The sequence below is a fragment of the Streptomyces sp. NPDC000410 genome (assembly GCF_040300305.1).
GTDB lineage: Bacteria > Actinomycetota > Actinomycetes > Streptomycetales > Streptomycetaceae > Streptomyces.
Genome location: NZ_JBEPDM010000029.1, coordinates 84,288 through 96,952, shown reverse-complemented (window position 1 = coordinate 96,952; position 12,665 = coordinate 84,288). Strand labels below are relative to the sequence as shown.

Sequence of the window (12,665 nt, the reverse complement as noted above, 5' to 3'; positions counted from 1 at the left end):
GCCTCAACGTCCTGTGGGCGATGATCCGTGACGGTGCGTGCTACCAAGCCACACCACCGGTCACGGCAGCGGCTTGACATCAGCATTGGGAAGCTTCTTCGCGCGCCGGCCCGCCCGGTCACCTACTCACGCTGGCTCCACCTGTCGATTCCCATGGTGTTCGTCAGCGTGTGGCTGTTCATCAGCGTCTCCACGCCCTGGGTTCCGCTCCTGCTGGCGGTGCCGCTGGGGCTGGTTCCCGCCGTGCGGCTGGGCGAGGGCGTGCAGGCGCAGCTGATGCTGACGCCGGCCGAGCGGGGCAGGTCCGACGCGTCGATCGCCGCGGCGGCGTCCGTGACCTGGGCGCAGCGCTGGCGGACGGTGCTCTGGCTGGAGGTGCGCCTGGTCGTCTCGGCCGTGACGGTGCTCGTGAGCGTGCAGCTGCCGCTGCTCTCGATAGACCTGCTGGTGGCTGCCGCGGGCGGTGCGCCGCTCGACCTGGGGCTGGTGCGGGTCTCCGAGCCGCACTGGGCGTACGCGCCGCTCGCGGTCGTCCCCCTGGTCGTCATGCTCGTGAGCGTCGTGGGCCTGGGCGAGCTGATCACCTTCTGCGCCCGGCGGCTGCTCGGCCCCTCGGCGGCCGAGCGGCTGGCCGCCCTGGAGCAGCGCACCGAGCGGTTGCTTGAGGGCACGCGCATCGCCCGCGAGCTGCACGACTCGATCGGGCACGCGCTGACGGTCGCGGTCGTCCAGGCGGGGGCGGCGCGCACCGCGAAGGATCCCGCGTTCACCGACCGGGCGCTGACGGCGATCGAGGACACCGGGCGGGCGGCGCTGGAGGAGCTCGAAGAGGTGCTGCGTGTGCTGCGGGACCCGGAGCCGGCCGCCGACGGGCGGCCGTCCCTCGACCAGTCGGACCGGCTGCTCGAATCGGCGCGCGCCTCCGGTGCGCGGGTGCGCGCGGAGGTGACCGGGCCGCTCGGCCGGGTGTCCGGTCCGGTCTCCCGGGAGGGCTACCGCATTCTGCAGGAGTCGCTGACCAATGTGCTCCGTCACTGCGGCCCCGTGGCCATCCGCGTCCGCATATCCGTCTGCGCCGGCCGGCTCGACCTCGAGGTGACCAATCCGCTGCCGCCGGGCGGGCCGGACCGGGCCGATGGCGGGAGGAGCGGGAGCGGCCTGCGTGGCATACGGGAGCGGGCAGCGCTGCTCGGCGGCACGGCGCGCACCGGCCCGTTCGAGGGCGAGTGGCGGGTGTCGGTGAGCCTGCCGCTGGGCGGGGTGGGCTGAGCCGGTGACGATCTCCGTCCTGCTGGTCGATGACGAGCCGCTCGTCCGCATGGGTCTGCGTGCCGTGCTGGAAGCACAGCCCGACATCGAGGTCGTCGGTGAGGCCGCCGACGGTGCCTCGGTCGTCCCGCTGGTGCGCCGGCTGCGGCCGGACGTCGTCGCGATGGACGTACGGATGCCGCTGCTCGACGGCATCGAGGCGACCCGTGCCCTGCTGCGCACGGTCACGGACCCGCCGAAGGTCCTGGTCGTGACGACCTTCGAGAACGACGAGTACGTGTACGAGGCGCTGCGGGCCGGTGCCGACGGGTTCCTGCTGAAGCGCGCCCGGCCCGCCGAGATCGTGCACGCGGTACGGCTGGTGGCGGAGGGTGAGTCACTGCTCTTCCCGGCCGCGCTGCGCTCACTGGTCGCCGGCCGGGCGAACGCCAACCCCGCTCGGGCCGCGATGGAGCGGGCCGCGCTGACCGAGCGGGAGACCGCGGTGCTGCGTCTGATGGCCCGGGGGCTGTCCAACGCGGAGATCGCCGCCGATCTCGTCGTCGGTACGGAAACGGTGAAGTCCCATGTCAGCGCGGTGCTCGCCAAGTTGGGCGCCCGGGACCGGACGCAGGCGGTCATCACCGCGTACGAGTCCGGTTTCGTGTCCCCCGCATGACCGGGAGGACCGCTCGCCGGGCCCGGCGGCATTGAGTACGATCCGGCAGACACGCGCTCGAGCTGGAGGGACACACAGTGGGGCAGCTGACCGGCGGGGACCCGTCGCTGCTGCGGCGGATCAACTCCGCGGTGGTACTCCATGCGCTGCGGGGCGCCGGCTCCTCCACGCTCACCGATCTGACGCGGGTCACGGGACTGTCCCGGCCGACCGTCGAGGGGGTCCTCGAGGGGCTGGTCGCGGCCGGGCTGGTCGTGGAGGCCGCGCCCGACGAGGGTGAGGCCCGGCGGCAGGGGCGGCCGGCGCGGCGGTTCCGGTTCCGGGCGGAGGCCGGGCATCTGCTGGGTGTGGAGATAGGGCCGCACCGGATCGCGGCGCTGCTGTCGGGGCTCGACGGGCGGATCATCGGCGCCGGCTCCCGGGAGGTGGCGGAGACCGCGTCCGCGGACGAGCGCCTGGAGCGGGTCCGTGCCGTCGTCGCCGATGTGCTGCGCAGGACCGGAGTGGCCCGCAGCTCGCTGCGGGCCGTCGGGGTCGGTACGCCGGGGATCGTGGAGGCGGACGGGACCGTGCGGCTGGGCACGGCGCTGCCCGGCTGGACGGGACTGGCGCTCGGGGAGCGGCTGCGGCGGTCGTTCCGCTGTCCGGTGCTGGTGGAGAACGACGCCAACGCCGCGGCGGTCGCCGAGCACTGGAAGGGTGCGGCGACGGACTCGGACGACATCGTGTTCGTCCTGGCGGGGCTGAGCCCCGGCGCGGGCTCGCTGATCGGCGGGCGGCTGCACCGGGGCTACGGCGGGGCGGCCGGTGAGATCGGGGCGTTGCACCTGCTGGGCCGCGAGGCCACTCCGGAGAAGCTGCTGTCGACGACGGACGAGCCGCTGCACCCGCTGGACGAACAGGCGGTGGCGGAGGTCTTCGCGCATGCCCGGCAGGGCGACGAGCGGGCTCGGGAGGCGGTCGACCGGTTCATCCAGCGGCTGGTGCACGATGTGGCGGCGCTGGTGCTGGCGCTCGACCCGGAGCTGGTGGTCGTCGGCGGCTGGGCCGCCGGTCTGGACGGCGTACTCGATCCGCTGCGCGACGAGCTGGCGCGCTACTGTCTGCGGCCGCCCCGGGTGGCGCTGTCGATCCTCGGTGAGGCGGCGGTGGCGACGGGGGCGCTGCGGCTGGCGCTGGACCATGTGGAGGCGCAGCTGTTCGCCGTCGAGGGTACGGTGACGGCCCGCCGCTGAGCGCGACGGGCCGTACGACGTCGGGGCTTCAGGAAGCGCGGCGTGCCTGCGCGTCGTGGCGGATCTCCACGTCGCCCGAGGCGCCGAAGGTCAGCCGGCAGGTGTCCGCCCGGTAGGTCGCCACGGAGACCGCGGCGGCGCGGCCCTCGGTGTAGTACCGCGTGGTGACGACGAGGACCGGTGCGCCGGGCAGCCGGTCGAGCTCCTTGGCGTCGTCGGCGCGGGCGGAGCCGAGCTCCACGGCGCGGTCCTGGCCGTCGAGGAGGCGGTGCTGGAGTTCGCGCAGCACGGAGCGGGCGCGGGCCACGCCGGACGGGGCGTCGATGGCGGAGAGCTCGGGCACCGAGCCGGACGGGATGTAGAGCAGCTCGGCGGCGACCGGCTGGCCGTGCGTGACCAGGATCCGGCGCACGGTGTGGACGTCTTCGTCGCCGTCCACGTCCAGCGCGCGGACCACGGCGGCGGGTGCGGCGGCGGCGCGGCAGTCGACGGGCTGCCAGGCGTCACCGGGGGCGCCGGGCCAGCTGTGCGTAGAGGTGGAGACGTCGACGCCCATGCGGGGCGGGGCGACGGTGGTGCCGACGCCGCGGCGGCGCTGCAACCGGCCCTCCAGCTCCAGCTGTTCGAGCGCCTGGCGGAGCGTGGCACGGGCGACGCCGAAGCGGGCGGCCAGCGCGCGCTCGTTGGGCAGGATCTCACCGACCGTGAAGTCGGAGTCGAGCGCTTCGCCGATGACGGTCTTCAGGTGCCAGTACTTCGGCTCCGGCACCGATTCCAGCTGCGTGGTCCCCACCCTGTCCTCCGCACTCACCGTTGCCCGGCGGGTTTCCGTGCCCTTGTTTATTAAAGGTTCCTGCACTAACTCTGCGACCATAGGGCGGCCCACAGGGTTGGTCAAGACCAATCCTCGGGCCTCGCGCCATGGAATCACCGTCCGCGCCGGATCGTTCACACAACGTTCGTCCGGTGGCGAAAAGCGAGGGCCCCGGATCCGGGGCGGATCCGGGGCCACGGGCTGCGGCGAGGCGGCGGGGCTACACCGTCAGGGCGCTGAGCTTGTCCGGATTGCGCATGATGTAGACGCACTGGATCCTGCCGTCCCTCACCTCGACCTGGAAGACCGAGTCGGGCTTGCCGCCCGAGAGGACGACGAGCGCGGGCGCACCATTGATCTCCGTGACCCGGAACTCGGCCTCGGCGACGGGCTTCTGGGCCACGGCGACCATGAAGCGGCCGACCTTGTCCGCGGTCTCCACGATCCGCAGCGGCGCCTTGGCCTTGCCGCCGCTGTCGCCGACCAGTCGGGCGTCGGGGGCGAGCAGGCTCAGCAGGGCGTCGAGGTCGCCGCCGCCCGCCGCGGCGAGGAACCGCTCGGTCAGATCGCGGCGTTCGGCCGGGTCGACGTCGTAGCGCGGCTTGCGTTCGTCGACGTGGCGGCGGGCCCGGCCGGCGAGCTGGCGTACGGCCGCTTCACCGCGGTCGAGGGTGACAGCGATCTCGCCGTACGGGAATCCGAAGGCCTCCCGCAGGACGAACACCGCGCGCTCCAGCGGGGAGAGCGATTCGAGGACGACGAGCACCGCCAGCGACACGGATTCCGTGAGCACGGCGCGCTCGGCGGTGTCGGGGGCCGTGCGGTCGAAGTCGGTGGCGATGGGCTCGGGCAGCCAGGGGCCGACGTACGCCTCGCGGCGCGACTGGACCTGGCGCAGCCGGTCGATGGCGAGGCGGGTGGTGATGCGTACGAGGTAGCCGCGCGGATCGCGGACGTCGTGGCGCTCTTCGGCGGACCAGCGCAGCCAGGCGTCCTGGACCACGTCCTCGGCGTCGGCGAACCGGCCGAGCATGCGGTAGGCCACTGCGGTGAGCACGGAGCGGTGGGCCTCGAAGACATCGGTCGCGGTATCGGTTGGCACCCCTCCATCCCAGCCGACGCCACCCGCGTTGTCCAGGCGATTCGTGTGCGTCGCTGAGCACATCGGCCCCTGTCGGGAACGCAGAATGGGCAGCGTCGGCCGGTCCTCTTGAACTTGAAGCTACTGAACGGTAATTGTTGCTGACAGGACGTCTACAAGGAGCGACGGCATGGCTTCGAAGGTCTCGTTCACGATCGATTCCCCCGGTTCCCGCGGCGGAAGCCACACGCTGTCCGTGGTGTACGAACGCCTCGGCGCCGGGGAGCCGCTCCTGCTGCTCCACGGCATCGGGCATCACTGGCAGGCGTGGGAGCCGGTCCTGCCGGTGCTCGCCGCCGAGCGCGACGTGATCGCCGTCGATCTGCCCGGCTTCGGCATGTCCCCGGGCCTGCCGGACGGCGTGTCGTACGACCTCACGACGGTGGTGCCGGCCCTGGGCGCGCTCTGCGAGGCGCTCGGCGTCGAACAGCCGCATGTCGCGGGCAACTCCCTCGGCGGGCTGCTCGCCCTCGAACTCGGCCGGGCCGGGCTCGCACGCTCCGTCACCGCGCTGGCGCCCGCCGGGTTCTGGACGGAGAGCGAACGCCGCTACGCCTTCGGGACGCTGCTCGCGATGCGCCGCGGAGCCCGGATGATGACACTGCCGATGATCGACCGGCTGTCCCGTACGGCGGCCGGGCGCGCGGCCCTGACCAGCACCATCTACGCCCGGCCGGGGCGGCGTTCACCCGAGGCGGTCGTGGCCGAGACGCTCGCGCTCCGCGAGGCCGCCGGTTTCCACCAGACGCTGGTGGCCGGCCGCGACGTCGTGTTCACCCACGATGTGCCCGGCCTTCCGGTCACCGTCGGCTGGGGCACCCGCGACCGGCTGCTGCTGCGCCGCCAGGGCGTCCGGGCCAAGCACGCGATCCCCGGCGCCCGGCTGGTGCGGCTGCCCGGCTGCGGGCACGTGCCGATGAACGACGACCCCGCGCTGGTCGCGCGCGTCATCCTCGACGGCAGCCGCTGACGTTCGGAACGCACGTCCTGACAGCACTCCCCGGCCGAGGGCGACCCCGGCTGCGACCCGCCCACGGTCCGCCGCCTGCGCCGCACCGTGGGCGTCGGTGCCGACGAGTGGTGCGGTCGACACCGGGGCCGGACCGGAGAAGAGGGCCGCCCGCTCGGCGCCGATCCGCCGCATGCGCGCGCGGGGTGCGGCTGCCGGCGGGCGCCGTTCAGGACTACGAGTTCGACCAGCCGCGCGCGCAGAGCACCAGCCGGTAGCCGTCCGGGTCCTCGACGGTGACGCCCCACTCGTTCCAGTACGGGTTCGGGGACGTCACGCGCTTCCCACCGTGCTCCTCGAGCCGGGCGACGAGGTCCTCTGGCACCTGCTCTTCCAGATAGACGACGAGGAGGTCCTCCTCCGTCGGGCGCGGCTCGACCGGCTCGTGGGCGTCGTGGACCAGCTCCAGGTGCCAGTCGGCGTCCGGCCATCCGACCATCAGCAGGGCGTGCTCGCCCGGAGCGTCGGATCCGTCGTGACGCCAGATGACGCTCAGTCCGAGCCCGTTGATCCAGAAACGTTCCGCCGCCGCGAGGTCGCGCGACGGGCGGGCGATGCGGATGTGTGAACGGCCACCGATCGGCATATGGGTTCCCCTTTCGTCCCGGGCACTCTACGTACCCGAGATCGACCGGGTGCGGGCGGGCCGCTCCTGTTCACGTGGGGTTCGTGTGCCCGCCGCCGTCGCGTACTAGGCATGGGCACGGCAAACTTCTCCACCGTCGACTCCCTCTGGAGGCGCCCCGATGTCGTACAACCGCCGTACCGTCCTGCGCGGTTCACTCGCCGCGTCCACGGCCCTCACACTCGGCGCGGCCGCCCCCGCCCAGGCCGCCGCCCCCGCCCAGGCGCTGCGCGGGCGGCCGGGTGCGGCCTGGGGCGTCCAGACCGGGGACGTCACGTCGTCGTCCGGTCTGGTGTGGGTGCGCTCCGACCGGCCGGCCCGGATGATCGTGGAGACCTCCGCGACCGAATCGTTCCGGCGGGCGCACCGATGGCACGGCCCGCTGCTCGGGCCCGGAACGGACTTCACCGGGACGACGGCGCTGCGCGGCCTGCCGGCGGGCGAGCAGATCCACTACCGGGTGACGCTCGCCGACCCCGACGACCCGCGCCGCACCGGTGAGCCCGTGTACGGCACGTTCCGTACCGCTCCAACGGCCAGGCGCGGGCGGTCCGGTGTGCGTTTTCTGTGGTCCGGGGACATCGCGGGCCAGGGCTGGGGCATCAACCCGGACATCGGCGGCTTTCGCGCGTACGAGGAGATGCGGCGCCTCGACCCGGACTTCTTCCTGTGCAGCGGGGACACCGTGTACGCGGACGCGCCCCTCGCCCCGAGCGTGACGCTGCCCGACGGGCGGGTGTGGCGCAACATCACCACCGAGGAGAAGTCGAAGGTCGCGGAGACGCTCGACGAGTACCGGGGGAACTTCCGCTACAACCTGCTCGACGCGAACGTCCGCCGGTTCAACGCGCAGGTGCCGACGGTGGTCCAGTGGGACGACCACGAGGTGCGCAACAACTGGTACCCGGGACAGATCCTCGACGACGCGCGCTACACGGAGAAGGACGTCGACGTGCTGGCCGCGCGCTCGATGCGGGCCTTCGCGGAGTACTTCCCCCTCTCCACGCTCCCGGCGCGCGGACGGGAGGGGCGGGTGCACCGGGTGGTGCGCTATGGCCCGCTGCTCGATGTGTTCGTCCTCGACATGCGCACCTACCGCAACGCCAACTCGCCTGGCCGGGCGGCCGACGACACCATCGGCATTCTGGGCGCGGAGCAGCTGGCCTGGCTCAAGCGCGAGTTGTCGCGCTCCCGTGCGGTGTGGAAGGTGATCGCCTCGGACATGCCGCTCGGGCTCGTCGTCCCCGACGGCGCCACGAACTACGAGGCGGTCGCGCAGGGCGATCCCGGTGCGCCGCTCGGGCGCGAGCTGCAGATAGCGGAGCTCTTGCGGTACATCAAGCACCGCCGGATCACGGGCACGCTGTGGCTGACGGCGGACGTGCACTACACCTCGGCCCAGCACTACGCGCCGGAGCGGGCCGCCTTCAGGGACTTCGCGCCGTTCTGGGAGTTCGTCTCGGGACCGCTGGCGGCGGGCGGGTTCCCGGCGAACGCGCTGGACGGGACGTTCGGGCCGGAGCGGGTCTTCGTACGGGCTCCGGAGCGGGCGAACGTGTCGCCGATGGAGTCGCCGCAGTACTTCGGCGAGGTCGACATCGACGGCGGGAGCGGGGAGTTGACCGTACGGCTGCGGGCGGAGGGCGGAACGGTTCTGTTCAGCAAGGTCCTGTCGCCGGGGCGGGTGGGGCAGGACATCGGCTGATTCCGCCGGGCCGCCGAGGTGTGATTCCTGAGGCGTGTGGATCGCCGGGCGGCGTTGTCAGTGGTGGCCTCTACGGTCTTTCACATGACGCGATCCGTACAGGCATTCGCCTATTCCCGCATGTCCGCACTGGAGTCGACCGGGGCCGGCAGCACCCTGGGACTCGAGACCGCCGGCGGTCTGACCCCCGCCGGCACCGAGGCCCATCCCCGCTTCTTCTCGGGCTTTCTGACCTCGCCCCAGACCGCTGCCCGTGCCCTGCTCGCGGTCGCGGACGTGGCGGCCGCGCGCTACTACCAGCGCACGCTGCCCGCCTCGCTCGACCCGGTCGTGACGGGCAACGGGGACCGGCTGCGGTTCGAGTCGTTCTCCGGATGTTGTGGGGTGTACGCACGCCTCGATGTGCTCCAAGAGGGTCTCGACGGCGCCGAGACCGGCCACGGCACCACGAATGTCGACGTCAACAACCCCCTGCGTGAGGCGCTCTCGCGACTGACGGGGGACGATCCGCTGCATCTGCGGGTCGGTCCCGACGAGCTGGCCGTGACCACCATGGACGGACCCGTGGTGGAGAAGAAGGTCCCGCTGCCGGATCGCTGGCTGCGCGGCTTCGCCGAGGCGCAGGTCGTCTCGGCGGGTTTCGACCTGCGGGCCGAGCTGACCGCCGCCGAGGCTGTGCGCTTCCTCCGCTCGCTGCCGCGTTCCTCTGCGGGCGCCTCGCGCGGCGCGATGTGGGTGGTCCCGGCGGGGCGGACGCTGCGGCCGACGACCAGGCCGGTGCCCGGTGCCGTGTGCCTGCCGGGGCCGGAGCGGCTGGTCGCGTTGCAGCGGGTGCTACGCCAGGCGACGGGTCTGCGGGTCTACGGGCCGACGCCGGACGGCGCCGCCACCGCGAGCGCCTGGGAGGTCACGCTGCCCGGTATGCGGCTCACGCTGACGCTGTCGCCCGAGGCGGCCCGGGGGTTCTCGGGCGAGGGCGGGGTCCTGGAGGCGCTGGCCACGGACGAGGCCGCCGGGGACGCGGAGCTGATCTCGGTGCTGCTGGCGTGGGAGCCGCGGATCGATCCGGCCGACCTCGCCGAGGAGTCGGGGCTCCCCGTCGCCCGGGTGCGGGCGGCGCTGGCCCGGCTCGGCACCGCGGGGCGGGTGGGGTACGACATCGCCGACGCGGCGTACTTCCACCGGGAGCTGCCGTACGACGCGGACCGGGCGGAGCGGCACAATCCACGCCTCGTCGCCGCCCGCGCCCTTGTCGCGGAGGGCGCGGTACGGGTGACCGGCGGCGCGGTCACGACCGTCGTCTCGGGCGATCGGCAGTATCACGTGCGCGACTCGGGCGGGGCGTTCAGCTGTACCTGCCAGTGGTGGGCCGACTACCGAGGACGTCGTGGACCGTGCAAACACGCGCTGGCCGTCCGGATGACCCAGCGCGCCGCGCTGACCGCCGGGGGTGCGCGATGAGCTCCACGACCTCCACGACCTCCATGACTTCTGCGACTTCTGCGACTTCCGTGGACGAGCTCCTCGAAGCCGTCCGGGCCGGGCGGCCGGACGACGTGCCGGGCCTGCTGAGGCCGATGACGACGGCCGAACGGCGAGCGGCCACAGCCGGGTTGAAGGACCTGCGGCGTGAGGTACGCGGCTGGGACTGGCAGCGCCGACAGGAACGCAGGGGCGCTCAGCGGGCCCTGCTCCTCGCGGGCGCCGGCTGTCACACGGGTGCGGCGGCCGCCGCCGCCTGGATCGGCGCCCGGGACCTGCGCGAGTGGGGTTCGCTGCCGACCTGGGCCATCGTGGACGTCGTCGCCGCCAGGGAGCGGGAGTGGCTCGGCGATCTCGCGCACCGGCTCGCGGGCCGCGCCTCCACCGCTGCCGAGGACGCTCCCCTGATCGTGGAGCTGGTGCGGCTGGCGGGGTGCCCCGTGCCGACGACGGACGCGTTCGTGCACGGCTGGGCGGATGCGCTGATCGGTGCGGCGCGCCCCTGGGAGACCTCCCATTCCACGCTCCCTGTCGCCCTGCGCAACGACCCTTACGTGCGGGAACTGGTACCGCGCCTGTTCGAGACCGTGGAGCCGGCCGGTTCCCTTTCCTGGTACCAGGATCCGCAGGCGCCGAACCAGTGGCCCTCGGCACTGACGCTGCTGGCGGAGCAGGGAGTGATCGACAGGTCCGTGCTCGTCGACGGCTGCGTGGCCAGGCTGTTGCGCGGGGGGAGGATGGGAGACCTGCGGTTCTTCCTGATCCTGCTCCAGCGGCTCTCCCCGACCCCGGCCGAACAGCGGGAGCGTACGGCCGACTGGATCGCGATGGCGGCGGACGGCCCTTCGGTGGTGGCCGGGTACGCCCAGGAGGTTCTCGCCGGGCTGGCCGAGTCCGGTGAGCTGACGGCGGGACAGCTGGCCGAGATGTCCGGCGCGGTGCTCTTCCGGCCGGAGAAGAAGCTGGTCCGGGCCCAGTTGGTGCTGCTCGGCAAGGTACTGCGGCGTGAGGCCGGCTCCGCGGACACCCTGCTGCCGGTGCTCGGCGAGGCGTTCGGGCACGAGGACGTCTCCGTCCAGGAGCGGGCGCTCAAGCTGGTGGCCCGCCATCTGCCGGACGGCGACGGCTCCTTGCGCGCGGACCTGGCGGGATGCGCCGCCCTGCTGAGCCCGATGCACCGGGCGCGCGCCGCCGAGGTGTTCGGTGAGCACCTGGAGGGGACCGACGGCACGCCGTACGAGGAGATCCTTCCGCCGGTGCCGGTCGCCGCACGGCTGGCGCCGGCACCCGACTCCGTCGGCGAGACCGTCGAGCTCGTGTCGGCCCTGCTCAAGTCGTCCTCCACCTCGGTGCCGGAGTTCGAGCGGGCGCTCGACGGCCTGGTGCGCCACGCCCACCGCGACCGGGCGGCGCTGGCCGAGGCGCTCCGGCCCGCGCTGGCCGACCGCTGGTGGGTCGCGGACGGGGAGGCCCTGGCCCACGCCGACCACCTGTACGGGATGGAGATCGTGGCGGCCGCCGTGCTGGACCGGGGGACGGCGGGTCCCCTGAGCGGCGACGGCCACCGGGCGGTGACGACGGACTGCGTCCATTGCGCGCTCGATGGCGTCCTGAACGCCCGCCTGTGGGAGGCCGCCCAGCAGATCCTGACCCGCCCGGTGCCCTTCCTGCTCGCGACGCCGTCCTGGGAGGGCGGATCGCTGGCGGCGGAGGAGCTGATCGAGCGGCTGGGTGCGTACGAGCGGATGTGCGCCGAGCCCGGTCCCGTCGACTTCGGCCAGGCGCTCCTGCGGGTGCGCCGCGACAGCACGCTCGCCCCGGCCGCCGCCGCGCTCGGCTCCAAGGAGGGTGAGCGGCTCGCCGCCGTGCTGGCCGCAGACTCAGAGGCGGCTCCCCTGGTCCGCCGCGTCGTGGAACCCACGCCGCCGGACGAGGTTCGCTGGTGGCAGCGGGCCCGGACGTCCGTGACCCGCATCGTGCTGGAAAGCGGCGAACAGCTGGTGGACCGGCAGGACTTCCCTCCCGTGTTCCACCGCCTCGGCCGCGCGCAGGCACCAGCCCACTACTGCTACCACTGGCGGGGCCGCGAGCCGCACTGGCCCGCCGTCCTGCCCGAGGACCGCGAGACGCTGGCCGCCTGGCTGCTGCCCGATGTGACCGCCTGCGCGACCGCGGACGAGCGCGGCGGAGCGGCGCTGCTGCCGCGACTCGCCGAGGCCGGCGGGCCGGCCGGCCAGGGAGTCCACCTGATGGTGGCCTACGGGCTGGGTGCGCGGCACCCGGAGGACCGGCTCGCCGCGGTGGACGCCCTGCTCACGCTCGCGGCGCTCGGTGATCTGGACGGAGAGAGGCTGGGGCGTGATGTGGCCGAGCTGCTCCGGCTCGGTTCGGTCAAACCGAACCGGCTGGCGGACTCGGTCCGTACGGCCGCGGCGACGGGAGCGTACGCGACCACGTGGACCGTATTGAGCACCGTACTGCCGGGGCTGTTGGAGGCCGGGACTCCGCCGCGCGGGACGGGGGAGATACTGTCCGTGGCCGCTGACTGCGTGGAGCGCTGCGGGGCGGCCGTGGAGCCGGACCTGCTCGTGGTGCCCGCCGGGCTCGCGGAGCGGGCCGCGCGTGGCGGCACATCCCAGCTGGTCACGCAGGCCGGACGGCTGTTGGCCGCGTTGCGCCGCAGCGGCGATCGGAACCGAACAGAAAACACTGAAAGTGGTCGATAAC

The 12,665-nt window shown here is 73.3% G+C and carries 10 protein-coding genes; 7 read left to right on the top strand and 3 right to left on the bottom strand.

What is annotated here, in order from left to right; translation table 11 throughout:
- Positions 1 to 84 precede the first annotated feature (84 nt).
- The 3 genes from ABT342_RS25385 (at position 85) to ABT342_RS25375 (ending at position 3,162) form a co-directional block, all read left to right on the top strand.
- Positions 85 to 1,269 carry a sensor histidine kinase gene (locus ABT342_RS25385; RefSeq protein WP_351578179.1) on the top strand — a complete coding sequence of 395 codons (1,185 nt, stop codon included), beginning with the start codon at positions 85 to 87 and terminating at the stop codon, positions 1,267 to 1,269.
- 4 nt (positions 1,270 to 1,273) lie between these two features.
- Positions 1,274 to 1,927: a response regulator transcription factor gene (locus tag ABT342_RS25380; protein ID WP_351578162.1), complete on the top strand. Its 654-nt coding sequence runs from the start codon at positions 1,274 to 1,276 to the stop codon at positions 1,925 to 1,927.
- 77 nt (positions 1,928 to 2,004) lie between these two features.
- A complete protein-coding gene (locus ABT342_RS25375) occupies positions 2,005 to 3,162 on the top strand; it encodes an ROK family transcriptional regulator (RefSeq protein ID WP_351578159.1) in 1,158 nt (385 codons plus the stop codon).
- A 28-nt stretch (positions 3,163 to 3,190) separates the two neighbouring features.
- Here ABT342_RS25375 and ABT342_RS25370 read toward each other — a convergent pair whose 3' ends face one another.
- Entirely contained in the window at positions 3,191 to 3,955 is a 765-nt protein-coding gene (locus tag ABT342_RS25370; RefSeq protein WP_351578156.1) for a GntR family transcriptional regulator, read from the bottom strand.
- A gap of 241 nt (positions 3,956 to 4,196) precedes the next feature.
- On the bottom strand, positions 4,197 to 5,078 hold the full coding sequence (locus ABT342_RS25365) for an RNA polymerase sigma-70 factor (RefSeq protein ID WP_351578153.1): 882 nt from the start codon (positions 5,076 to 5,078) through the stop codon (positions 4,197 to 4,199).
- A gap of 169 nt (positions 5,079 to 5,247) precedes the next feature.
- Between ABT342_RS25365 and ABT342_RS25360 the strand changes: the two genes are divergently transcribed.
- Complete coding sequence (locus ABT342_RS25360) at positions 5,248 to 6,087, top strand: alpha/beta fold hydrolase (protein WP_351578150.1); 840 nt, start codon at positions 5,248 to 5,250, stop codon at positions 6,085 to 6,087.
- A gap of 214 nt (positions 6,088 to 6,301) precedes the next feature.
- On the opposite strand, the gene ABT342_RS25355 is transcribed toward ABT342_RS25360, so the two are convergent.
- Complete coding sequence (locus ABT342_RS25355; protein WP_351578147.1) at positions 6,302 to 6,712, bottom strand: VOC family protein; 411 nt, start codon at positions 6,710 to 6,712, stop codon at positions 6,302 to 6,304.
- Between the two features lie 160 nt (positions 6,713 to 6,872).
- Here ABT342_RS25355 and ABT342_RS25350 point away from each other — a divergent pair, with 160 nt between their 5' ends.
- From ABT342_RS25350 to ABT342_RS25340, 3 genes are all read left to right on the top strand, one after another.
- A complete protein-coding gene (locus tag ABT342_RS25350; protein WP_351578144.1) occupies positions 6,873 to 8,456 on the top strand; it encodes an alkaline phosphatase D family protein in 1,584 nt (527 codons plus the stop codon).
- A gap of 84 nt (positions 8,457 to 8,540) precedes the next feature.
- Positions 8,541 to 9,917 (top strand): SWIM zinc finger family protein, encoded by a 1,377-nt coding sequence (locus tag ABT342_RS25345; protein ID WP_351578141.1) that lies wholly within the window; start codon positions 8,541 to 8,543, stop codon positions 9,915 to 9,917.
- Between the two features lie 23 nt (positions 9,918 to 9,940).
- Entirely contained in the window at positions 9,941 to 12,664 is a 2,724-nt protein-coding gene (locus tag ABT342_RS25340) for a DUF6493 family protein (RefSeq protein WP_351578138.1), read from the top strand.
- Position 12,665 lies beyond the last annotated feature (1 nt).